Here is a 22,473-nt window from a genome sequence, read left to right on the forward strand (position 1 = left end):
GTCAGGTCTGCTCGACAGGGCTCCATCGCCCGGGTCCCAACGACAGCGCCCGGGCGAACACGGCGGGTCGGTATCCGCGGCGCTCGACCTCGCCGCCGTGGCGACGAGGTCGGCCGGGATCAGGCGTCGGCGTCCTGGTCCGGGCCTTGGCCCGGAGCCGGGGACGCGCCTTCAGGGGTCGGCCCCGGTTGCGGTTGCGGTTGCGGTTGGGCCGGCTGGGGCGGCGGTGTGGGGCGTCCCCGCTGGTCGAGGCGCTCGAGCTGCTCGGGGGTCAGCAGGGCCGCGATGCGCTCCCGGGTCGCCTGACGCTGGGCCTCGCGCTCGGCCCTGGCCTCCGCCAGGATGGCGGCGACCTCGCTCTTCTGGTCCTCGCTCAGGGTGAGCCGCGCGGCCATGCGCTCGAGCCGGATGGCGGCCGCCTTGTCCGGGTCGCCGCCCGGATAGCCCCCTCGATTGTCCCAGGCGCCGTGGCGGTAGGGCCGGCGCCCATCATCGGTGGCCCCCACCGCAGGCGGGGTGCCGCGTTTGGCGGGGCCGCAGGCCGGTTCGCCGTGCGGTGCACCCCAACCGCCCTCCCAGCTGCCCCTGGGGGCCATTGCCGGGTGGGCGCAGTTCCAGGGCGGGCAGGGTTGGTAACAGGGCGGCGGGCCGTAGCCGCCGGACTCGGCCCCGGTGCCGGGGGCGCAAGAGGGGCGGGCGCTCGCGGGCGCGGAGAGCGCCAGGCCGACGGCCAGGGCGAGCAGGGTCAGGTGCGGATTCATCTTCACGGGGGTTGCTCCTCGAATCGACGGGCTTCAACTGCCCGACGGTCGTCAGCGTAGGGCGGCAAGGTGCAGATCCCGTGTAGCGATGGAGCAAGAAGCGTGAAAGCCGCCGACGGAGGCCAGGATTCCGTGGCGGCCCGGGTCCCGCCTCGCGCGTCAGTTCCAGTGCCCGTCGAGCCGCGTCGCGTCGAACGACGGCGCCAAGAGGCGGACGAACCGGCAGACCTGATCGGATGGGTGCGGGCTGCGGCGGAGCACGACGTTCGTCGTCAACGGGCGGAAGAGGTGGCTGACGTCGAGGCCCACGAGGTTCGGGTGCTCGGACGCATCGAAGGCCGACTCGCCGATGATGCCCGCCCCGGCGCCGCGCTCCACGTATTGCAGGATGAGGTCGCTGCTGCCGAGCGCGAAGGCGATGGGGGCAGGCAGGCCTTCGCGGCGGAAGGCCTCGTCGATGACCCGGCGCGATGCCGCCGTGCGCTCGTAGGTGCAGAGCGGATGGCCGGCGAGCGCCTCCAGCGTGATCGCCCCGAGCCAGCAGAGCGGGTGGTCTCGCGGGGCGACCAATACCAGCCGCCACTCCTCGATGGGGATGCAGATGAGGTCGGCGTGGCGCTCGGTCGGCTCGGTCAGCACGCCGAGATCGGCCTCGCCGTTCGTCACCATGGCCAGGGCCTGGAGCGGGTCCTCTTCGGAGACCCGGACCCCGAGCGCCGGGCGCTCGTCGTGGAACCGGATGATCGCCTCGTGCAGGTGCCGGCCCGCGGCATGGCGGCTGGCGACGACGATGAGGTCGCCCCGTTGGCCCGCCGCATGGACGCCCGCGACCTCGCCGATGCGCTCGACCCGGCGCAGGATGTCGACGACCAGCTCGGCGATCTCGCGGCCCGGCGCGGTCAGGCCGACGAGCCGCTTGCCCTGATGTTCGAAGAGATCGACGCCGAGCTCGTCGGCGAGGTACTGGAGCTGGCGACTGACGCCGGGCTGCGATGTATGGAGGGCCTTGGCGGCGGCCGAGACGTTGAAATCCTGCTGGATGACCTGGTTGAAATAGACCAACTGTCTGAGCTTCACGACGACTCCGACCTGCTGTCTGCCTGCTGTGCGCGAATCTTAGTGACGATTCAGAAATAACCGAAGCATCTTCTTTTGAACTACGAAACACGCGAAAAGGCACAATTTACGCAGCAGAATCTGCCATTTTTTCGCGACTTTCGCGCATTTCGTAGTTTCTTGTCTTCCGCGTGCTTGTATCGGTTGTTTCCGCGCCGTCGTTTATGGGCGGGGCATCCATGTCCCGCATGGGCCCCTTGTATCGTTCGGGGTGCCCTTATGCAGTTTCAGTATAACCGAATATCCCGAAAGTATTTTTCCGCCTGGGTCTGGCGGCCGATACTTTAACCGCAAGGGGCAGGAGGCCCGAGGCGCGAGAGCGGGGCGACAGGGACCACAGGCGGCCCTCGATGGCCGCGACCGGACGCCCGAGGAGACCGAAGAACCAAGAGGCCGCTACGAAAGCGGCCCCGGGAACGCCCAGGCCCGCGGAGACGGCCAGGCGCCCCGTCAAGGGGGTGTCCATCGGACACCACTCGGTACGATACGCACAGCAAAGGATCATAGACATGAACGCACGCGACATTTTGAAGATCAGCGCCCTGATGGCGGCGATGGGGATGGTGGTGAGCTCGGGAGCGATCGCTGGCGATTCTGCCCAGCAGACCCTTAACTACCAGGTGTCGGCAATTAACGAGATTTCGGTCAGCAATGCCAGTGTCGGGACTTTGATCGTGAGCACCGCAACGGCCGGCTTGCAGCCCGATGAGGTAGATGACGGCGGCGCTACGAGCTACTCCATCACAACGAACGGAACCGGGAAGAAGATCACCGCAACCATCAGTGAAGACATGCCGGCAAATATGACCTTGTCGCTGCAGGCGGTGGCGCCAACGGTCGGCAGCTCGGAGGGGAAGGTTGATATTTCCTCTGCCTCTGGTGAGAACGCGGTGGACCTCGTGACGGGGATTACTCAAGTCGCAGACAATGAGGGTAATACGCTGACCTACTATCTCGACGCTGATGTGGCCGCAGGCGTTGTCGCCTCGACGGAAAGAACGGTGACCTTGACGATCGAGGATGGCAGCTGATTTGTCGGTGAGTTCGGCTGAGAGGTCCACTGCCCAGGACGGTGTTCCGCCCTGGGCATTCGAATTTTAGGCGCCTGGAGCCATTGCCGCGGGAGGATCCGATGCTGAAACGATTCGTCCTCTTCGCAATCTGCCTCGCCTCGATGCAGGTCGCTCAGGCAGCGGACATCAGCGTCTTCGGCAACTGGTCCGAGACGCTCGGCGCGGCCGATCTCGTCGGTGGCGCCGGCACCGACATCCGCTCGCCGATCACGAGCGGTGCCTACCAGGCGACGCTCGATCTCTCGAACACCGACGGCGCGGCCTGGACGGTCGGGGTGCGGCGCGCGAGCTCGAGCCTGCCAACTGGTGTCGCCGTCGCCGTGCGGCGCACGACGGGCGGCAGCGGCGATGGCGGCATCAGCGGCGGCCAGGACTTTCTGACGGTCGGCGCCAACGAGCAGGTCCTCTGCTCCGGGCACGGCGATCGCAGCGGGATCGGGCTCCAGTTCCGGCTCACCGGGGTCTCGGTCGAGCAGGGCACCGGCGGGTTCGGCGCGACCCTGGTCTACCGCGTCTACTAACTGCCGCTTTTAGGTAATAAAAAAGGTCCGAGACGATGCACAGATCCATTCGCCATCCATCCCACCTTGTGGCGCTGGCCTGGCTCGTGGCCGTCCTGGCCGTCGGTACCGCCGAGGCCGGGGTCAAGCTCACGAGCGACATGACCCTGGAGCGGGTCGCCCAGCCCGGCGAGCGCTATCGCGGCACCCTGGTCTTGCAGAACACGGACGCGGTGCCGGCCGAGGCCAAGGTCTATCAGACCGATTACAGCTTCGCGGCCGACGGCAGCAATGCCTATGGCGCACCCGGGCAGCTCGCACGCTCGAACGCCAAATGGATCAGCCTGAGCCGCGAGCTGGTGCGCATCCCGGCGGGCGGCACCGAGGAGTTCACCTTCGAGGTCCAGGTGCCGGCCGGCAAGGGGCTGTCCGGGACCTATTGGAGCATGATCATGGTCGAGCCCATCTCGGCGGCCTCGGCCGAGGCCGCCGAGCCCTTGCCGGAGCGCACGACGCGGCTCACGCAGGTGATCCGTTATGGCGTCCAGGTCGTCACGCACATCGGCCAATCGGGCGAGACCGGGCTGGTCTTTACGAACCCCGGCCTGATCGACGAGGACGGCCGGCGGGTCTTCCGCATCGATGCCGCGAACACCGGCAGCCGCTGGCTGCGCCCGAGCCTGTGGCTCGAGCTCTACCGCGACGACGGCACTCCGGTCGGCAAGTTCCAGGGACCGGCCAAGCGCCTGTATCCCGGGACCTCGGCGCAGTTCCAGGTCGACCTCGGCGAGACGCCGCCGGGCAAGTACCTCGGCCTGGTCGTCGCCGACGGCACCGGCGACGAGCTCTATGGCGCCAATGTGGAGCTGGAGATCGAATAGGCAGGATGATTTTCAACGAGCGTCCGCCAGGACCGACGATCGGTCGCGGCGGGTGCATGAGAACAAGATCTTGGGTGACGCACGCCCTTTGATTCGGCCTGTGGTGGTCGCGTGGCGACTGCCCGGCCAGCCCTTGCCGGTCCGCTCGGGCGGGTCGGCCGACTGGTGGCGACCGGACAGAGAGATCCGGGTCAGGGATGGCCCATCGGGACGGCTCGCGCCCAGGATCCGGAGGCATCGAGGATGTCCCGGACCGGTCATCGAGCGCAGATCGCCTGCACCCGCCCGCTCGGACGCGGCGGCTGGGTGGGTCCGTTCGGGCTGGCCCTTGGGCTTTGGCTGCTGATGGCGCTGGCGAGCCCGGTGGCCCTCGCCGCCGGGACGGGGCTCTCGGTCCAGTCCACCGGCCCACGGGTCCTGAGCGTCGACCCGCGCGAGGTCGTCACGCTCGTGGTGCGGGTCACGAACCAGACGGATGCGAGCCACCGGCTCGAAGGGCGCCTGACGCTGCCGCGCGATTGGCGCGCGATCACGCCCGAATTCCCGTTCGAGCTCGCGTCCGGCGCGACCGCGACGCGCCTCGTCAGCCTGTTGGTGCCGGAGAATACGCCGGCCGGCGAGTACCGGGTCGGCTACCAGGTGAGCGGTCGCGAGCAGCCCAACATCCGCGACGGGCTGACCCTGGCCGTGCGGGTGCGGCCGGTCTTCAAGCTTCAGGTCGATGTCCTGCACATCCCGTCGCTCGCGATCGCCGGCGAGCCCTACCAGGCGCAGTTCCAGATCAGCAATTACAGCAATGCGGCGCTGGCGATCGGCTTTGCGGCCAACAGCCGCCACGACTCGGCGATCGAGCCGCCGGCCGGACAGTTGACGCTGGCCCCGGGCGAGTCGCGGCCGCTCGAGCTGACCATCCAGCCGCCGGCGCTTGCCGAGCCCGTCCGGGATGAGATCAGCCTGACGGCGACCGCCGGCGGGTCGGGCCTCAGCGATACGGCCAAGCGCTCGGTCGAGGTCGTCCCAAGGGTCACCGGCCAGGAGCGGCCCTACCACAGCATGAAGACCTTCTTCACGCGCCGGGTCGGCGGGCGCCTCGGCGCCGAGGAGGCCGGCGGCGGTGCCCAGCTCGAGTGGCGGGGCGATGGGCCGATCGACGAGGACGGCGAGCGCTTCCTGAGCTTCCTGGTGCGCGGCCCGAGCCTGGAGGGCGAGACGATCTTCGGGCAGCGCGACGAGTTCTATCTCGACTACCGCGGCCGCTCCTTCGACCTGGCGCTCGGCGATCGCAGCTTCGGGCTGTCGCCGTTGACCGAGTCCGGGCGCAGCGGACGCGGCCTGGGCCTGGGCTGGCGCGGCGAGCGCTGGCAGGCAGCGGTCCATTTCATGCGCGATCGCTTCTCGGACGACCAGGCGCACCAGGCCGGGCTCCTCATCGGCCACCAGTGGCGGCCGGATTGGTGGGTCGGCCTGAGCCTGCTCGACAAGGAGGACGAAGACGGCCGCCACCGGGTCGCCGGGCTGCGTCAGCGGATCGGGCTGCGCCCGGGGCTCGATCTGGACCTCGAGCTGGCCGGCAGCCGCGGCGACCTCGGGACCGGCGTCGCCGTCGGGGCCGACCTGCTGGGACTGACGGTGCCATGGCGCTACCGGTTGAGCCTGCTGTATGCCGACCCGGCCTTCGCCGGGGCTTATCAGGATCAGCAGCGCGCCTACCTGGATGTGGACTACTCGCCCGACGACCGGCCATGGGGGCTCAATGCCTTCTATCACTGGGACAAGTACGGCTTTGGCTACGCCTACGATCCGGATCCGGACGAGGCGCGCGAGCGCGAGCTGGAGCTGGATCCGGAGCGGGATCTGGCCTGGCGGGGCTCGGCCAGCGAACAGCACGAACTCGGGGTCGGCGTCGACTGGCGGACGGAGCGGGGCGGCCGCTATTCGGTTGAATTGCGCCACCGCGAGCGCACTGGCCTGAGCGGGGCCTCGGACTTCGAGGACGTCGAGCGCTCGGTGCGGCTCGGCTATGGCAGGTCCTTCGACGCGCTCGATCTGAGCTTCAACGCGAGCGTCGATCTCGGGCGTTTGGAGGATCGCACGACCGGCGAGCGGGTCGCGACCCAGGGCTATCGCGCGTCGCTGTCGTGGCGGCCGTCGTCGCGCGCGAGCCTGAACGCCTATGCCTACCACGACAACGATGCCCTGACCAGCGAGGCTCAGGAGGACCGGTTGACCTTCGGCCTGGGCGGGACCCTTGCCGTCAGTGAGCAGACCGATCTGAGCCTCAACCTGCAAGGCCAGCATGACGACGACCAGGATCGCTTCGTCGCCGACGGGCTGCTGCGCCATCGCCGCCACAACGGCCATCTCCTCGAGCTGCGTGCCCGCCACGAGACCGGCGAGCGCGCCGAGACGAATCTGATGCTGTCCTATACGGTGCCGATCGATCTGCCGGTGACGCGCCGCGCCAGCGTCACGACCCTGCACGGGCGGCTGTTCGATCAGGAGACGGACGCGGGGCTGGCGAACGTCGTCGTGCGGATGGGCCGGCTGGTCGCGATCACCGACGCGCGGGGCTTCTACATGTTCCCGTCGGTCAAGCGCGACATCTATCGGGTCGAGGTCGCCGGCGGCAGCCTGCCGGTCGGGATGATCCCGCTCGTCGAGATGCCGATGGAGGTCAATCTGCACCTCGACGATGATCCGGTGATGAAGATCCCCTTCATCCAGGGGGCGACGATCGAGGGGGTCGTGCAGCTCTACGAGCCGGACAGCAGCCTGCTGCCGTCGCAGACCTTCGTGCGCGTCGGTCAGACCCCGCCGTCCGCCAACGAGCTGAAGCCGAGCCAAGGGCTGCGCGGCGTCCTGGTCGAGGTCCGGTGCGGCGACGAGGTCTATCGGCGCCTGACCAACGGCAACGGCGAGTTTCGTTTCGCCGGCCTGACACCGGGGACCTGGACCGTCAAGATGCTGACCGATGCATTGCCCGAGAACGCGACGGTCGACGAGACGGAATACAGGGTCGAGGTGGCGCCCAAGGCCGAGGAGACCCTCGAGTTCCGCGTCGAGAAGAAGATCCGCCGGATGCGGATGCTGGCGCCGCTGAGCGTGAAGGGGTAGTGAGGCGATTTCTGTCAACAAACCTACCGTCTGGCTTGTCTTTTCGCCCGCCTTCCGTGTCGCGAGCGCACTCGCATCGCTGGGCTAGTGCAAGACTGCGGAATTGCCGAGACCGTGCGTCGCTGCCTGCAATCCCCGCGTGGCGCGTGGTAGGAGCCCGCTTGCGGGCGATCTGAGTGACGATTCAAGAACAGCCGGTACATCTTCTGGGAACTACGAAACACGCGAAACACGCGAAAGGGCCGACCTTACACACAAGAATCTGCCGTTTTTTCGCGACTTTCGTGTATTTCGTGGTTTCTTGTCGTCTTCGTGCTTGTGTCGTTTGTTTTGAACCCTTCCTTGGCAGCCACGAGCGCGTCGTAGTCGCCCGCAAGCGGGCTCCTACGGTGCTCGCATCCTAGGGCGACATGAAAGCGGCCTCGGTATTTCCGGAGCGAGGCAGTAGACCACCTCCAACGACAATCGTTGTCGTAATCGACGATCGGACTACGATCAGGACAACGACAACGAACAGCCTCGGGATTTCTGAAGTGCTGCACTAGGCTCCTGCGCTCGCTCCTTGAAGACAAACGAAAGTCCGGCGTCATCCGGTCTGGTTCCGCCGGGGGCCCCGATCCACCCGCCGATGGGCTGGGTCAGGAGCCGTCGGCGAGCGTGACGGTGACGGTCTCGGTCCGGGCCGAGAGGATGCCGGCGTCGACGGTGGCGGTCAATCGATAGCGCACGGCCAACCCCGTCTCGGCGACCCTGGCGATGCCGGTGACCATCTCGGTCGGTGTCGGCCCCAGGGCCTGCCATCCAACGCTGGTGCCGGTGGCCGGGGCGTCCATCGTCATCGAGAGCGTGACGCCTGGGGGCATCGCGGTGGCCAGCGCGGCGGTGATCTTGCGGTCCGACCCATTGGTCGTGATGGCGTAGCTGCCACCATCGGCCGTGACGGCGGCCGGCGCAGCGCCGGCGGTGGCGGTATCGATCGTCAAGGCCGGGGGCGCACCGGTCAGGGCGATCTGGTCGATGGCCTTGACCTCGTAGGTCACCCGCTGGCTGGCCGAGTCGCCGGCGGACACGGCGCCGCTGGCCGCCAGCGTGATGGTCAGGGTCAGCAGGGTGGTCTCGACGCGATGCCGTCCATGCATGGTCCAGGGTCCGGTTCGATGGGGCCTTCGGCGACACGGGGTGCCGGCCGGGTCGGCGTCCGCGTTGGGAGGGCAGAAGCGCGCTTGTCGAGTCGCCGCGCGCACGGGGGACTCTAGCGGGTGCCCTCGCCACTGGCAAGCGGCGCAACGCGAGGGCCACGCCGGATCGGTTCCATCGACGGGCGCGGGCCGACGAGGCAGCCCGCCGGCGCTAAGGCCGCTGTCGGGTTACGGCGCGCGCCGGGCTGTTCTCTATCGGCGAGCGCCGTGCCAGCGCGCCTGACCCGACCTACGGCGGTGCCGATGTTCGTCGGGGCCGTAGGTCGGGTTAGCCCCTCGGGGCGTAACCCGACGGCCGGCAACGTGGGCGCTGTTGGGTTACGGCGCGCGCCTGGCTGTTCTCTATCGGCGAGCGCCGTGCCAGCGCGCCTAACCCGACCTACGGCGGTGCCGATGTTCGTCGGGGCCGTAGGTCGGGTCAGCCCCTCGGGGCGTAACCCGATGGCCGGCGACGCGGGCGCTGTCGGGTTACGGCGCGCGCCGGGCTGTTCTCTATCGGCGAGCGCCGTGCAGGCGCGCCTAACCCGACCTACGGCGGTGCCGATGTTCGTCGGGGCCGTAGGTCGGGTTACGCCCCGAGGGGCGTAACCCGACGGCCGGCAACGCGGGCGCTGTCGGGTTACGGCGCGCGCCGGGCTGTTCTCTATCGGCGAGCGCCGTGCGGGCGCGCCTGACCCGACCTACGGCGGTGCCGATGTTCGTCGGGGCCGTAGGTCGGGTTAGCCCCTCGGGGCGTAACCCGACGGCCGGCAACGTGGGCGCTGTTGGGTTACGGCGCGCGCCGGGCTGTTCTCTATCGGCGAGCGCCGTGCGGGCGCGCCTGACCCGACCTACGGCGGTGCCGATGTTCGTCGGGGCCGTAGGTCGGGTCAGCCCCTCGGGGCGTAACCCGACGGCCGGCAACGCGGGCGCTGTCGGGTTACGGCGCGCGCCGGGCTGTTCTCTATTGGCGAGCGCCGTGCAGGCGCGCCTGACCCGACCTACGGCGGTGCCGATGTTCGTCGGGGCCGTAGGTCGGGCCAGCCCCTCGGGGCGTAACCCGATGGCCGGCGACGCGGGCGCTGTCGGGTGACGGCGCGCGCCGGGCTGTTCTCTATCGGCGAGCGCCGTGCAGGCGCGCCTGACCCGACCTACGGCGGTGCCGATGTTCGTCGGGGCCGTAGGTCGGGTCAGCCCCTCGGGGCGTAACCCGACGGCCGGCGACGCGGGCGCTGTCGGGTGACGGCGCGCGCCTGGCTGTTCTCTATCGGTGAGCGCCGTGCGGGCGCGCCTGACCCGACCTACGGCGGTGCCGATGTTCGTCGGGGCCGTAGGTCGGGTTAGCCCCTCGGGGCGTAACCCGACGGCCGGCAACGCGGGCGCTGTCGGGTTACGGCGCGCGCCGGGCTGTTCTCTATTGGCGAGCGCCGTGCGGGCGCGCCTAACCCGACCACGGGCCGTGCCATCGGCCCAGGCAGGCCGCTGGAGCCCGCCGGCGCTAGGGCGCGCCGCCCCCGGCCGCCTTGGCCAGGTCGGCGCGCAACGGCGCGAGGACCCGTTCGAAGTCGGCGGGGTTGACGTACTGGATGACGACGTTGCCACGCGGGTCGCGACCCAGATCCATGCCCTTGTCCGGGTAGAGCCAGTGGGTGACGTCCTGGCTGTCGGTGACCCAGTTCGGCGGCACGCCGAAGCGGGCCTCGAGCAGCGCCGGGGAGAGTTGGGCCATCGGCAGGTAGGTGATGTGGGCGATCGGCGCTTGGCGCAGGGCCTCCTCGTCGGCCGGGGCCAGCGTGACCTTCCTGGTCCCGTTGCCGAGGCGGCTCACGCGCAGGCCGCGCTCGTACATCGGCGCGAGCTCGTCCTGGGCGACCTCCAGCGTGATGACGAATGCGGCGCGCAGTCGGTCGAGGTTGACCTGTTCGAAGAAGCCCTCGACGGTCAACGGCGGCTCGGCCTTCTCGGCGGCGAAGAGGGTGAGCTCGCCCGGCTCGCCGAAGACCGCCTGGACCTCGGCGAGCGGGGTGACGCCGATGGTGAAGCCGAACACCTGGAGGCGGCCCTCGGCATCGAGTTGCGTGCTCCACGGCAGGCGCGCGTCGCCGCTGTCGTCGATCTCGTCGGGGAGTATCAGCCAGAAGCCGGTGCCGCCGATGACGGCGGCGAAGAGCACCGAGAGGATGATTCTACGGTCCATGGGCGCTGGCTCCGGTGACGATGGGGTGACGATGGCGGTTGGCGGGTGGGGCGAGCTCGGGTCAGATCATCATCAGGCCGGCGACCACGTTGCGACCCTCGCCGACGAGGATGTTATAGGTGCGACAGGCGGCCCCGGTGTCCATGACCTCGATGCCGATGCGCCGCGCCTGCGCCGCCGCGAGCAGGGCCGCGGCGGGGAAGACCTGCCGCTCGCCGGTGCCGAGGACGATGACCTGCGGGTCGAACGCGAGGAGCGCCTCGATGTCGCTCGGCGCGAGCCGTGCGGCCGTGGCCGGGCCCCAGCCCGGGACGAGGCGGCGCGGGCTCAGGATCAGGCCCTCCCGATAGACCCGCCCGGCGACCCGAATGGCGCCCGGCTCGTAGCCCTGGATCAGGAGGCCGTCGGCCTCGTCTGCTTCGGCGAATCTCATCGCGGCACGATAACCGAACCCCGCCGGCAGCGACAAGGTCGCCGGCGACGACGGGATTTTTAAATTCTCGGCGCGGCGTTACACTGCATCCTTTCCACTCCCAATTCACATCCCCCGAAGAGGTCGTCGTGGTCGCCCCAGATCAGAAGTTCCGCCGCATCGAGCGGTTGCCGCCCTACGTCTTCAGCATCGTCAACGAGTTGAAGGCCGCGGCGCGAGCTCGCGGCGAGGATATCATCGACTTCGGCATGGGCAACCCCGATCAGCCGACGCCGGCGCACGTCGTCGAGAAACTCGTCGAGGTCGCCATCCGGCGCGACACGCACCGCTATTCGGTCTCGCGCGGCGTCCCGCGGCTGCGCCGTGCGATCTGCCGCTGGTACCGGGACCGCTACGGCGTCGAGCTCGATCTCGACGCCGAGGCGATCGTCACGATCGGCTCCAAGGAGGGCCTGGCGCACCTGGCGCTCGCGACGATGGACGCCGGCGACACCGTCCTGGTGCCCAACCCGGCCTATCCGATCCATCCCTACGGCTTCATCATCGCCGGGGCCGACGTGCGCCACGTCAAGCTGGTGCCCGGGGTCGACTTCTTCGATGAGTTGCGCCGGGCCATCCAGGAGTCCTGGCCGAAGCCCAAGATGCTGGTGCTGAACTTCCCCGGCAACCCGACGACCCAGTGCGTCGAGCTCGACTTCTTCGAGCAGGTGGTCGAGATCGCCCGCGAACACGGCATCTGGGTCGTGCACGATCTGGCCTATGCCGACATCGTCTTCGACGGCTACAAGGCGCCGTCGATCCTCCAGGTGCCTGGCGCCAAGGAGATCGCCGTCGAGTTCTTCTCGCTGTCGAAGAGCTACAACATGCCGGGCTGGCGGATCGGCTTCATGTGCGGCAACCGCACCCTGGTCGCGGCCCTGGCGCGGATCAAGTCCTATCTGGACTATGGCACCTTCACGCCGATCCAGGTCGCCGCGATCGCCGCGCTGGAGGGACCACAGGACTGCGTGGCGGCGATCCGGGAACAGTATCAGAGCCGCCGCGACTGCCTCTGCGACGGGCTCACCCGCTGCGGCTGGCCGGTCGAGCGGCCCAAGGGGACCATGTTCGTCTGGGCGCCGATCCCGGAGCCCTATCGCGAGATGGGCTCGCTGGAGTTCTCGAAGAAGCTGCTGCGCGATGCGAAGGTCGCCGTCTCCCCCGGCATCGGTTTCGGCGAGTACGGCGATACCCATGTCCGTTTCGCGCTGATCGAGAATGAACATCGTACACGTCAGGCGGTCCAGGGCATCCGTGATATGATCCGCCGCGACGCGCGCGCAGGCGCCTAGCACAAGGCCCGCGAAGGAACGAGCCGGGTTGGGTTGGGCGCGCCATCTCGGGCCCCGAGGTCTTGGCCAGGCGTTGGATGCGTGCCGTAGCCCAACGTCGCCGTGGTCTCCTATCGTCCGCGTGTGGCCTAGAGCGGTTCGCTGTCCGGCTTGTCCGGTTGCTTACATTCTCAGGAGTCGATAGATGAAACCGGTGAAGATCGGGCTGCTCGGCCTCGGTACCGTCGGCGGCGGTACCCTGACCGTGCTGACGCGCAATGCCGCGGAGATCGCGCGGCGCGCCGGGCGCGGCATCCGCATCGCCCACGCCGCGGCGCGCGAGTACGACCCGGCGCTCAGCGGGCTCGATCAGGTCGAGCGCATCGGGGATGATGCCTTCGCCGTCGTCGAGGACCCGGAGGTCGCGATCGTCGTCGAGTTGATCGGTGGGTACTCGCCGGCCCGCGAGTTGGTCCTGCGCGCGATCGCCAACGGCAAGCACGTGGTCACCGCCAACAAGGCCCTGATCGCGTTGCATGGCAACGAGATCTTCGCCGCCGCGCAGGAGCGCGGGGTCGTCGTCGCCTTCGAGGCCGCCGTGGCGGGCGGGGTGCCGATCGTCAAGGCGGTCCGCGAGGGCCTCGCGGCCAACCACATCGAGTGGATCGCCGGCATCATCAACGGGACCGGCAACTTCATCCTGACCGAGATGCGCGAGAAGGGCCGCGACTTCGCCGAGGTCCTCGCCGAGGCCCAGGCGCTCGGTTACGCCGAGGCGGACCCGACCTTCGACGTCGAGGGGATCGATGCGGCGCACAAGCTGACGATCCTGGCCGCGCTCGCGTTCGGCATCCCCCTCCAGTTCGACAAGACCTTCACCGAGGGGATCTCGCGGATCGACGCGCAGGACGTCGCCTACGCCGACGAGCTCGGCTACCGGATCAAGCACCTGGGGATCGCCCGGCGGGTGGCCGACGGCATCGAGATGCGCGTACACCCGACCCTGATCCCGCACCGCCGCCTGATCGCCAACGTCAACGGCGTGATGAACGCCGTCCTCGTCAAGGGCGACGCCGTCGGGCCGACCCTCTACTATGGCGCCGGCGCCGGCGCCTTGCCGACGGCCTCGGCCGTCGTCGCCGACATCGTCGACGTCGTGCGCACGCTCACCAGCGACCCGCACAACCGCGTCCCGCACCTGGCCTTCCAGCCGAAGGCGCTCGCGGACATCCCGGTCCTACCGATGAGCGAGGTCGAGACGGCATACTACCTGCGCGTCTCGGCCCTCGACAAGCCAGGCGTCATGGCCCGCGTCGCCGGCATCCTGGGCGATCGCGGCATCAGCATCGAGGCGATCAAGCAGAAGGAGCCGGGCGAGGGCGATACCCATGTCCCGCTGATCATGCTGACCCACCGGGTGCGCGAGGGCCGCATGGACGAGGCCATCGCCGAGATCGAGGCCCTCGAGGCGATCAAGGGCGACGTCGTGCGCATCCGTATGGAGACGCTCGCGGGCTGAGCCGCCCGCGCCCATGGCCGGGGACCTGCGGCTGCTGATCCCGGGCCTGCTCGGGCCCGTGGCGCCCGACCGGCAGGCGGGGCTCGAGGCGGCCCTGGCGGCCGGGCCGGCCCCGATGCGGTTGTCCCGGCTGCTGGCGCGCGCCGAGCCCCTCGCCGGGCTCGCGCCCGACCCGGACCGCGCGCTCCTCGCGGCCTTCGGCGTCGCCGCGCGCCCCGATGAGGACCTGCCGAGCGCCCCCTTCTGCCACCTCGCCGATGCGCCCGATGCCCCCGGCGGCGGCTACTGGTTGCACGCCGACCCAGTCCATCTGCGTCCGGACCGCGCCCAGGTGCGGCTCTTCGATGCCCGCTCGCTGGACCTGAGCGAGGCCGAGGCGGGCGAGCTGGTCGCCCTCTTCAATGCCCACTTCGCGGCCACCGGCACGCGCCTCCTCGCGCCGACCCCGACCCGCTGGTACCTGCATCTGGGGGCGGCCCCGGGCCTGCGCACGACCCCGCTGGCGATGGTCGTCGGCCGCCCGGTGGCCCCCTGCCTGCCGCGCGGCGAGGGCGCCGAGCATTGGGCCGCGCTGCTCAACGAGGCGCAGATGCTGTTCCACGGCGCCGACGTCAATCGCCGCCGCCAGGCCGCCGGGCGGCCGAGCATCAACGGGATCTGGCCCTGGGGCGGGGGCCGGCTGCCGGCGTCTCCTCCCGAGGCGCTGCTGTTCGCGCGGGTCCAGGCCAGCGCGCCGCTCGCCGTCGGCCTGGCGCGCTGGGCTGGCGTGCCGGTCGCCGACGATGGCTTGCCCGCGCTCGCCGGTGACGAGCCCCTCGGCGATTCGCTCGTCTACTGGGACACACCGCTGGCGGCCCTGCGCGACGGGGACCCGGCCGCCTGGGTCGCGGCCATCGCCCGGCTCGATGCCTGGCTCGCCGACCTGCCGGCGGCGCTCCGCCGCGGCCGGCCAGCGGCACTCGTCCTCGATCCCTGTATCGGCCATGGCTGGCGCATCGATCGGCGTGTCCTCTTGCGCCTCTGGCGCCGGCCGCGGCCGCTCCTCGCGCGCCTCGTGCGCGCGACCTGAGGAGCGGTTCAGCAACAACCGACACGAGCGCGCCGACGACAAGAACTACGAAATACGCGAAAGTTGCGAAAAAAAAGGCGGATGATTCTATGCGTATTCAGTCTTTTCGCGTGTTTGGCGTGTTTGGCGTGTTTCGGTGCGTCAGGCTAGGCCTGACCAATCTCGCAATCTGAAAGGGGATTGCCATGTAAGTCGTTGGTTGTACATGTAGCTGCGGCCTGTCGCGTGGAGGCAACGAAGCGCGGGGAGCGAGGCCGGTTCGGACAGGCACCCGGGCGAGGTGGCGCACGCCACCGACAGCGAAGCTGTGAGCCGTAAGCCGTCACAGGTTGAACCGGAGACCGGCCTCGAAACGCAAGTGGCAAGTGGCCAAGCTGCCGAATAAGTGGAAGCCAACACGGACCGGGAAGCAACCAACGCAAGCACCGGTTCGGCTTGCCGGGGTGAGAGCGGGCAGCGCGCAGCGAAAGATTGAGTCCCCTCCAAAAACCCGTTTCGGCGACCGAGCGCGGGAAGGGGGCGTCGATCGCCCACACGCAAGCCGGCAACCCGTGATCGACGGAGTTTTTCAGTGAACCAGGGCAGGAAGAACCGCGACGGGCCGATGGCCTGCGGGGGAGGAAGGCGGCGCTGGCGGCCGCAGCGTGCTTTCGGGGCCTCGCCCCTCGCTCAAGCGGTCATTTCGGCCTGTTTCGCCTGATAACGGGCGATGCGCTTCATGTTGATCCACGCGGCGCGACATGTCGCCCAGACCTGAACGGCGAACTGGCCACGGTATTTCAGCTTCTTCCCCTTGGTGTGGTAGCAGAGCTGGAAGATGCTCGCCTCGACGTTGCAGCGCCGGTTGAACAGCGCCCGCGGGAGGTCTTGCGTTCGTCGCCGACAGTGCGCCGCATCGATGTCTTGGTCGGTGATGTAGCGCCATTTGCCATCGGCGCGGAAGCGGTAACGGCCGGGCCGGTATTCCTCGGCGAGCTGCCGCTCGCCGCTGTGACGATCGATGACCACTACACCGTCGGCGGTGCGCTCGTAGTCGAATCGCCCTGGCTTGCCCGGGAATCCGGTGTAGTGGATGTCCTTGTCCTGCGCCTCGGCCTAGGTCTCGTTCGCCGGGCTGTAGTAGGCGCCATCGGCCGAGATCTCCTGTGCGGGCCGGCCCACGACGGCCTCGCTGTTGTGCACGGCGTCCTGCAGGTAGGCGTTGTCGGGGGCCGTGGCCGGCTCGACCTGCACGTCGAGGATCAGGTTGAGTGCTTCCTCGCAGGTCTCGGTCAGGTTGGCGCTGTAGCCGCGCACCGTCTGGTCCTTCTTCTTGCGGTAGGCGGCGTCTTCGTCATGCGGGGATTGCAGGGAGTCGGCGCGGATCTCCTTGGCGGCCTTGAGCACCGCGCGCGGCGCCTCGCCGACCGTCTCGATCTGGTACTGCTCCAGCAACAATCGCTCGATCAGTTCGTAGCGCGGGCTGCTTTGGGCGCTGTAGGTCTGGTGCAAGCGTAGCAGCAGCTGGCCCAACTCCTCCAGCCAGGCGGCCTTGCGCGTCTCCTGAAGCCCGTAGATATGCTGGCTCGGGCGCTTGGCGCACAACCGATCCAACCGCGCCCGGTCGGCCTCGCTCAACAGGGCCTTCTGCGCCTCATCGAGGCTCTTGTAGAACACCTGCAAGCAGCCGATGATCAGTTGCAGCCGTGTGCAGGTGGCGAGATTGCTGTCGAGCAGCGTGCTGTCCATGCGCAGCCGCTCTCCGACCACCCCGAGGCGTTTGGCCTGATCGCGCGTCAGCGCCTGGAACACCTCGTTGAGCAGGTTGATGCCCGTCTCGACTTGGTGGCGATACAACCGCTGCTTGAACAGGTAGTAGGTCGACTCCGCCGGCAAGGCGTCGGTGAGATTCTCCAAGCCCAGGGCGCGGCGCACCAGCAGGTCGAAGTGCATCGCCTCGAACAGCCGCTCGTCGCTCCAGCCAAAACCCTCCTTGATGATCAGCATCCCCACCAGCACCCGAATCGAGGCGTTCGGGCGCCCGGTGCCGTCATCGAACAGCTCGGCGAAGCGCCCTTCGGGGATGCGCTTGGTCACCTGATCGACGAAGACGTTGTGCCAGGCGTTCGGATCGTTGAGCTTCTCCAGCTGTCGCGGGCTGAGAAACTGCTCGACGTGGCTGAACAGGTCGATCTGGCGGCCGGTAGGAGTGGCTCTGAACATGAGGGGCTCAGCTGGAAGTGGGCGCGCTTCGCGCTATTCTACCAACGTCGCCAGGGGGGGTGCAGGCCCCGGGGACTTTTCGGAGGGGACTCAAGATTGGTCGAGGAACCTGAGAGATCCGACGTACTGGGGCTCGTAACCCGGAGGCCGCGCGGGAATCCATAACCGTGTGAGCGGGTGAGTCGGAAGTCGGTGGGGTGCGTAGTAGCGAGGAAGCGGGGTAACGCCCGTGGAGCGAAGGCGCCCCGCTGTTGTCGTGTGGCGTTCTCAGTAGGAGATCATCGGCAAGGCGTGAGCAAAACCGAACCAGCGCGGAGCGAAAGCACATTGCCTTGCCGGCGGCCTTTGCGGTCGACGACAAGGGCTTGCCCGAAGCGGTCTTCAGGCTGAGGAAGCGACTGTATATCAAAGCGAAGCAAGAGCCGAAGTTCCGGTTTTACGCCCTGTACGACCGGATCTATCGGCCCGACGTGCTGGCGGCGGCCTGGGACCTGGTGGCCGCGAACGACGGCGCACCGGGGGTGGATGGTGTGAGCATCCAGGACGTGCAGAACGCCCCCGAAGGGGCCGACGGGTTTCCCCAGGACATCCATGAGAGCTTCTGAAAGCCAAGCGTTACCGCCCGCAAGCGGTACGGCGCAAGATGATCCCCAAAGCGAACGGAGGGGAATGGCCCTTGGGCATCCCAGGCGTGCGGGATCGGGTGGTCCAGACCGCGGCAAAGCTCGTTCTGGAGCCGATCTTCGAGGCGGATTTCCTCGATGACTCGCACGGATTTCGCCCGCGGCGTTCCGCGCTGGATGCGCTGGACGTCATCGAGAGGGCCGTGGACAGGGGATCAACGGCCGTCTACGATGCCGATCTAAAAGGCTATTTCGACAGCATCCCGCACGACGAATTGATGGCGTGTGTCGAGTATCGGATCGCCGATGGTGCGGTGCTCAAGCTGATTCGCCAATGGCTGCGGGCACCGATCATGGAAGAACCCAAGGACCGGCATCAGCCGCCGAGGAAGGTCTACCCACGCAACGGCACCCCGCAAGGGGGCGTCATCAGTGCGCTGTTGGCCAGCCTCTACTGCACTGGACGGACAAGCGGTTCCACGGCCGGGATGGACCGGCACGCTTTGCCGGGGCCGAACTCGTGCGCTATGCCGATGACTTCGTCATCTTGGCCCGCTATCAGGGCGGGCGAATCGCCGAGTGGGTCGAAGCCACCGTGGAAGACTGGATGGGCCTGGTGATCAACCGCGAGAAGACCAGGGTCGTGCGGCTCAACGAGGCGGGTGCCAGCCTGGATTTTCTCGGCTACACCTTCCGCTACGAGCGTGACAAATACGGACGACCACAGCGGTTTCTCAACCGGGTTCCGAGTGCCAAGGCGTGTGCCCGAGAGCGCGCCAAGCTGCGCGAGATGATCAGTGCCCGGCGCGGCTTTATGCCGGCTGCGGTGCTGATCGCTGAAGTCAACGACCAGGTCCGCGGATGGGCCAACTATTTCCGACATGGTCGCAGCCGTCCCGCGTTGCGCGCCCTGAATTGGTACCTGCAACAGCGCATGGTGCGGCACCTCAAACGTCGCAGTCAGCGCCCCTACCGACCACCGGCCGGGGTTTCATGGTATGCCCATCTCTGCAAGCAACTTGGCTTGGTGCAACTGTGAGCGCGACGCTCCCCTGCGACTGCCATGATGTGAAGGCAACAGGAGAGCGTAGTGCGGGAAATCCGCATGCTGCGTTCGAAGAGGGGGCCAGGGGAAACCCCGGCCTCTACTAGTTCAAAAGAAGATGCGCCGGTCGTTTTTGAATCGTCACTTATGGGTGATCTCCTGGCCCGAGCGCCGAAGGTCGTGCGCCGGGGTCATCGAACCCCCCGCGCGCGAAGCCGGCTGAAAGCCGGCGCTCCCAGTTCGTACCGACTCGCCGTCGAGGCCGATTCTGTGGGGATACCTCAGGCTCAGAGCCCGATCAGCTCGGCGCGGATCCCGTTGGCCTTGACCACGTCGAGCAATTGGCTGGAGTCGACCTTTTCCGGGTTGTACTGAACGACGGCGAGATGCCGTCTGTCGCTCGGCGCGTGCACGCTCACCACCCCATCCAGCGCCCGCAGTTGGTCCTCGATCTTCGCCCTTTGCGCATCATCGAGATCGTCGCTGATGTGCAGGGTGACGTCTACAAGTTGGATCTCCACGGCTCCACCTCCGGTGTTCATGAAGGCACGCGATTGAACCTAAAATACGGCAGTTGAACGCCCCCTCATGGATGGAAGTCGTTGAAACGGTGAAGGGGCCTTACGTGGGTCCTGCTCACCCGCTCGGCGAAGGGAAGGCCGCTACGGCACCCGATGCAGGTCGCGCGCGGCGCACCTCCGGCGCCGTCCAACTGCCGCCCTTGGGTTGAAACTAGCACCGTTCGATCGGGAGGCCCTTGATCTGACGCATCCTCGTAGAGAATACCGCGAAAGGTGCGTAACGCGTCCCCCAGCGCCCTCGCCCTGCCGACTGGTGACCTGCCACGGGTGTTTCGTCACCGGCGAGAGGCAGCGCGATCTCCTGTCGCTGGGCGGCGCGCTAGGTGAGGTGTTGGTCGGGCGGCCCCCCGCGGTGTCTTCGGTTCCAGGATGCCAGCCGTCGACGCATGTGCGCGACGTGGCTGCCATCCCAGAAGACCTGGTCGCAGTGCGGGCAGTAGCGCGACATGGTCGCGGACTGCCTGGCCCGTTCCGGCATGGTGCGCCGCTGCGCGTCGGTTGCCGGCACCAGCGGCGCGTTGCAGTTCATGCAGCGGGTGAAGGGCGCCAGCATCCAATCGATGTCGCACTGCCGGTTCAGCGCGGCCACGCAGTCATCGAGGTCGGCGCAGTCGAGCAGCACGAGGTCGGCGAGGGCGGCGTTCTGCTCGGCCATCTGGCGGTCTCGGGTCAGTAGGGTCCTTCCCTCGGCGTGCGCACGCCGGACCAGGGTCCGGTCGTCGGTGCCATCCGGGAGCATCAGCACGTCATGGCCGGCGACGCGCAGCCACCGGCCGAGACGCTTGAGCATCTCGTCACAGAGGAATTTCACTCGCCTCGCCTGGGTATCGCGGATGCCAATGGTTCGGTAGCGGTTCGAAGGACGGCCGGTGTCTTCGTCGGCCGAGCGCGAAAGTCGGCTGCAAAACGGCGAGACGGGGCCCTGCTGTCCCAGCGACAACCTCCAAGCCCAGTGCCGGGTCGGGGTCGCTGCGATGCCGCGATGCACAGCCGTCGCCTGGCCCCACCGGCCGGGCCCTTTGTCCCTCGCGATCATTTGTGGAACCCTTGTGGCCATCGTGCCGGTCGGGGCTCGCCAGCTCGACCCGCTGTGCGTGGGGGATAAGCCGAGGCTCAGTATGATCCACGAACCTTTCGCCGAGCTGGCGGGCCTGTTGGTCATCGCTGCGCTGGTCGGGGCGGCCGCGGTACGCCTGCGTCAGCCGGTCCTGATCGCCTACATCGTGGTCGGGATCCTCGTCGGGCCGGCCGCGCTCGGTCTGGTCTCGGCGCACGATCACATCGACGTGCTGGCGCAGATAGGGATCACCGTTCTGCTCTTCGTCGTGGGCTTGAAGCTCGACATCGGCCAGGTGCGCGAGATCGGGCCCGTGGCGTTGGCCACTGGGCTCGGCCAGCTCGCGTTCACGATCCTGTTCGGCTTCCTGCTCCTGCTGGGGCTCGGAAAGGGGCCGATCGAGGCGCTCTACGTCGCGATCGCGCTGACCTTCTCGAGCACGATCATCATCGTCAAGCTGCTCTCGGACAAGCGCGAGCTCGATTCGCTGCACGGGCGGATCGCCGTGGGCTTCCTGATCGTGCAGGACATCGCCGTCGTGCTGGCGATGATGGTCATGAGCGGGCTGGCGGCCGACAGTGGGGCGGCGGGCTGGGAGGTCATGATCGGGCTGCTCGGGCGGGTGGCCGCGGCGGTTGCGCTGCTCGCCGTGCTGATGCGCTACGTGCTTCCGGGCCTGGTGCGCAGCATGGCGCGCTCGCAGGAGTTGCTGCTGGTCTTCGCGATCGCGTGGGGCACCGGGCTGGCCGCGTTGGGCGAGTGGACAGGCTTCTCCAAAGAGGCCGGCGCCTTCCTGGCCGGCTTCGCGCTCGCGTCCACCCCGTATCGGGAGGCGATCGGCGCGCGGCTGACCGGAATCCGGGATTTTCTGCTGCTGTTCTTCTTCATCGACCTCGGCGCCAAGCTGGAGCTGTCGACGCTCGGCGCCGAGGTCTGGTCGGCGGTCGTGCTGTCGCTCTTCGTGCTCATCGGCAACCCGCTGATCGTGATGGCCATCATGGGGTACATGGGCTATCGCAAGCGCACCGGCTTCCTGGCCGGCCTGACCGTCGCGCAGATCAGCGAGTTCTCGATCATCTTCGTGGCCATGGGGATCGGGCTCGGGCATGTCGGCGTCGAGGCGCTCGGACTGACGACCCTCGTCGGGCTGATCACGATCACGCTGTCGACCTACATGATCCTGTACTCCGAGCCGCTGTTCGTCCGGCTCGCGCCGCTCCTCGGGCTGTTCGAGCGCCGTGACCCCCAGCGTGAGCTGGCTGCGGTGCGGCAGGTCGTCGACGACGAGCAGCCGCAGGCGCTCGTGCTCGGGTTGGGTCGCTACGGTCACCGCCTGGCCAAGCGCCTGCACGAGGGCGGCCTGACCGTGTTGGGCGTGGATTTCGATCCGGAACTGGTGCGCCGCTGCGGCGCGAGCGAGGGCTTCGCAGTACGCTTCGGGGACGGCCATGATGCGGCCTTCCTCGGTGACCTGCCGCTCGCGGGGCTGCGCTGGGTGATCAGCACGTTGCCCGACATCGAGTCGAACCGTGCATTGCTGCATGCGCTCGCCGCCCGTGGCTTCGCCGGCGATGTCGCGATCGTCGCGCGCGACGAGGAGCAAGGGGTCCGGCTCTGGCGCGCCGGCGCGCCCATCGTGCTCTATCCGTTTCGCGATGCCGCCGATTTCGCGGCCGAGAATATCGTTGCGATGATGGCGCGGAAGGCCCCGGCCGAGTGACGTGGGCGAGGCCCTACCGCCGGGTCACCTGGGCCAGCGATCGACGAGGTTTCACCGCCGTCGGGTCTTGCCTGACAATGGCGATGCCGCGACG

At 68.3% G+C, this 22,473-nt stretch carries 20 protein-coding genes; 11 read left to right on the forward strand and 9 right to left on the reverse strand.

Features of this window, described 5'->3' with window-relative positions; all coding sequences use genetic code 11:
- Positions 1-119 precede the first annotated feature (119 nt).
- Complete coding sequence (locus tag CKO41_RS10120) at positions 120-767, reverse strand: hypothetical protein (protein WP_200382110.1); 648 nt, start codon at positions 765-767, stop codon at positions 120-122.
- 153 nt (positions 768-920) lie between these two features.
- On the reverse strand, positions 921-1,838 hold the full coding sequence (locus CKO41_RS10125; protein WP_200382111.1) for a LysR substrate-binding domain-containing protein: 918 nt from the start codon (positions 1,836-1,838) through the stop codon (positions 921-923).
- 548 nt (positions 1,839-2,386) lie between these two features.
- Here CKO41_RS10125 and CKO41_RS10130 point away from each other — a divergent pair.
- From CKO41_RS10130 to CKO41_RS10145, 4 genes are all read left to right on the forward strand, one after another.
- On the forward strand, positions 2,387-2,908 hold the full coding sequence (locus CKO41_RS10130) for a hypothetical protein (protein ID WP_200382113.1): 522 nt from the start codon (positions 2,387-2,389) through the stop codon (positions 2,906-2,908).
- A 101-nt stretch (positions 2,909-3,009) separates the two neighbouring features.
- Positions 3,010-3,471, forward strand: coding sequence for a hypothetical protein (locus CKO41_RS10135; RefSeq protein ID WP_242464228.1), 462 nt, complete (start codon positions 3,010-3,012; stop codon positions 3,469-3,471).
- A gap of 35 nt (positions 3,472-3,506) precedes the next feature.
- Positions 3,507-4,331, forward strand: coding sequence for a hypothetical protein (locus CKO41_RS10140; RefSeq protein WP_242464230.1), 825 nt, complete (start codon positions 3,507-3,509; stop codon positions 4,329-4,331).
- Positions 4,332-4,574: 243 nt separating this feature from the next.
- Positions 4,575-7,445, forward strand: coding sequence for an NEW3 domain-containing protein (locus CKO41_RS10145; RefSeq protein WP_200382115.1), 2,871 nt, complete (start codon positions 4,575-4,577; stop codon positions 7,443-7,445).
- Positions 7,446-8,083: 638 nt separating this feature from the next.
- Here CKO41_RS10145 and CKO41_RS10150 read toward each other — a convergent pair.
- The 3 genes from CKO41_RS10150 to CKO41_RS10160 form a co-directional block, all read right to left on the reverse strand.
- On the reverse strand, positions 8,084-8,584 hold the full coding sequence (locus tag CKO41_RS10150; protein WP_200382117.1) for a hypothetical protein: 501 nt from the start codon (positions 8,582-8,584) through the stop codon (positions 8,084-8,086).
- A gap of 1,537 nt (positions 8,585-10,121) precedes the next feature.
- Entirely contained in the window at positions 10,122-10,820 is a 699-nt protein-coding gene (locus tag CKO41_RS10155; protein ID WP_200382119.1) for a hypothetical protein, read from the reverse strand.
- Positions 10,821-10,881: 61 nt separating this feature from the next.
- A complete protein-coding gene (locus CKO41_RS10160) occupies positions 10,882-11,253 on the reverse strand; it encodes an Mth938-like domain-containing protein (protein WP_200253358.1) in 372 nt (123 codons plus the stop codon).
- A 128-nt stretch (positions 11,254-11,381) separates the two neighbouring features.
- Between CKO41_RS10160 and alaC the strand changes: the two genes are divergently transcribed.
- The 3 genes from alaC to CKO41_RS10175 all read left to right on the forward strand — a co-directional run bounded on the left by alaC (position 11,382) and on the right by CKO41_RS10175 (position 15,151).
- On the forward strand, positions 11,382-12,584 hold the full coding sequence (gene alaC, locus CKO41_RS10165; protein WP_200253356.1) for an alanine transaminase: 1,203 nt from the start codon (positions 11,382-11,384) through the stop codon (positions 12,582-12,584).
- Positions 12,585-12,768: 184 nt separating this feature from the next.
- Complete coding sequence (locus CKO41_RS10170) at positions 12,769-14,082, forward strand: homoserine dehydrogenase (RefSeq protein WP_200382121.1); 1,314 nt, start codon at positions 12,769-12,771, stop codon at positions 14,080-14,082.
- Positions 14,083-14,095: 13 nt separating this feature from the next.
- Complete coding sequence (locus tag CKO41_RS10175) at positions 14,096-15,151, forward strand: phosphoglycerate mutase (protein ID WP_200382122.1); 1,056 nt, start codon at positions 14,096-14,098, stop codon at positions 15,149-15,151.
- A gap of 669 nt (positions 15,152-15,820) precedes the next feature.
- On the opposite strand, the gene CKO41_RS10180 is transcribed toward CKO41_RS10175, so the two are convergent.
- Both CKO41_RS10180 and CKO41_RS10185 read right to left on the reverse strand, forming a co-directional pair.
- Positions 15,821-16,159, reverse strand: coding sequence for a hypothetical protein (locus CKO41_RS10180; RefSeq protein WP_200382123.1), 339 nt, complete (start codon positions 16,157-16,159; stop codon positions 15,821-15,823).
- Positions 16,160-16,246: 87 nt separating this feature from the next.
- Positions 16,247-17,353, reverse strand: coding sequence for a transposase (locus tag CKO41_RS10185; protein WP_200382124.1), 1,107 nt, complete (start codon positions 17,351-17,353; stop codon positions 16,247-16,249).
- 332 nt (positions 17,354-17,685) lie between these two features.
- Here CKO41_RS10185 and CKO41_RS10190 point away from each other — a divergent pair, with 332 nt between their 5' ends.
- From CKO41_RS10190 to CKO41_RS18920, 3 genes are read left to right on the forward strand one after another with little or no spacing between them, the layout of a single operon-like run.
- Positions 17,686-17,958, forward strand: coding sequence for a hypothetical protein (locus tag CKO41_RS10190; protein WP_200382125.1), 273 nt, complete (start codon positions 17,686-17,688; stop codon positions 17,956-17,958).
- Positions 17,959-17,996: 38 nt separating this feature from the next.
- Positions 17,997-18,596 carry a reverse transcriptase domain-containing protein gene (locus CKO41_RS10195; RefSeq protein WP_276568931.1) on the forward strand — a complete coding sequence of 200 codons (600 nt, stop codon included), beginning with the start codon at positions 17,997-17,999 and terminating at the stop codon, positions 18,594-18,596.
- The gene (locus CKO41_RS18920; protein ID WP_200382127.1) at positions 18,572-19,015 is read left to right on the forward strand and encodes a group II intron maturase-specific domain-containing protein; all 444 of its coding nucleotides are present in this window, start codon (positions 18,572-18,574) and stop codon (positions 19,013-19,015) included. The genes CKO41_RS10195 and CKO41_RS18920 overlap by 25 nt, the downstream gene beginning before the upstream one ends.
- A gap of 293 nt (positions 19,016-19,308) precedes the next feature.
- Here CKO41_RS18920 and CKO41_RS10205 read toward each other — a convergent pair whose 3' ends face one another.
- Positions 19,309-19,542: a heavy metal-associated domain-containing protein gene (locus CKO41_RS10205; protein WP_200252874.1), complete on the reverse strand. Its 234-nt coding sequence runs from the start codon at positions 19,540-19,542 to the stop codon at positions 19,309-19,311.
- Between the two features lie 379 nt (positions 19,543-19,921).
- On the reverse strand, positions 19,922-20,413 hold the full coding sequence (locus CKO41_RS10210; protein WP_200252872.1) for a DUF5615 family PIN-like protein: 492 nt from the start codon (positions 20,411-20,413) through the stop codon (positions 19,922-19,924).
- A gap of 307 nt (positions 20,414-20,720) precedes the next feature.
- On the opposite strand from CKO41_RS10210, the gene CKO41_RS10215 reads away from it, so the two are divergent.
- Positions 20,721-22,379 (forward strand): cation:proton antiporter, encoded by a 1,659-nt coding sequence (locus CKO41_RS10215; RefSeq protein WP_200382128.1) that lies wholly within the window; start codon positions 20,721-20,723, stop codon positions 22,377-22,379.
- The last annotated feature ends 94 nt before the right edge of the window (positions 22,380-22,473 follow it).

Origin of the sequence: Thiococcus pfennigii (genome assembly GCF_016583835.1) — a bacterium.
Taxonomy (GTDB): Bacteria; Pseudomonadota; Gammaproteobacteria; order Chromatiales; family Chromatiaceae; genus Thiococcus; species Thiococcus pfennigii.

Bases quoted from the DNA above. Each gene is read 5' to 3' on its own strand.
- CKO41_RS10130 (WP_200382113.1), top strand. From the start codon at position 2,387: ATGAACGCACGCGACATTTTGAAGATCAGCGCCCTGATGGCGGCGATG.
- CKO41_RS10135 (WP_242464228.1), top strand. From the start codon at position 3,010: ATGCTGAAACGATTCGTCCTCTTCGCAATCTGCCTCGCCTCGATGCAG.
- CKO41_RS10140 (WP_242464230.1), top strand. From the start codon at position 3,507: ATGCACAGATCCATTCGCCATCCATCCCACCTTGTGGCGCTGGCCTGG.
- CKO41_RS10145 (WP_200382115.1), top strand. From the start codon at position 4,575: ATGTCCCGGACCGGTCATCGAGCGCAGATCGCCTGCACCCGCCCGCTC.
- CKO41_RS10150 (WP_200382117.1), bottom strand. From the start codon at position 8,584: ATGCATGGACGGCATCGCGTCGAGACCACCCTGCTGACCCTGACCATC.
- CKO41_RS10155 (WP_200382119.1), bottom strand. From the start codon at position 10,820: ATGGACCGTAGAATCATCCTCTCGGTGCTCTTCGCCGCCGTCATCGGC.
- CKO41_RS10160 (WP_200253358.1), bottom strand. From the start codon at position 11,253: ATGAGATTCGCCGAAGCAGACGAGGCCGACGGCCTCCTGATCCAGGGC.
- CKO41_RS10170 (WP_200382121.1), top strand. From the start codon at position 12,769: ATGAAACCGGTGAAGATCGGGCTGCTCGGCCTCGGTACCGTCGGCGGC.
- CKO41_RS10175 (WP_200382122.1), top strand. From the start codon at position 14,096: ATGGCCGGGGACCTGCGGCTGCTGATCCCGGGCCTGCTCGGGCCCGTG.
- CKO41_RS10185 (WP_200382124.1), bottom strand. From the start codon at position 17,353: ATGTTCAGAGCCACTCCTACCGGCCGCCAGATCGACCTGTTCAGCCAC.
- CKO41_RS10195 (WP_276568931.1), top strand. From the start codon at position 17,997: ATGATCCCCAAAGCGAACGGAGGGGAATGGCCCTTGGGCATCCCAGGC.
- CKO41_RS10215 (WP_200382128.1), top strand. From the start codon at position 20,721: ATGATCCACGAACCTTTCGCCGAGCTGGCGGGCCTGTTGGTCATCGCT.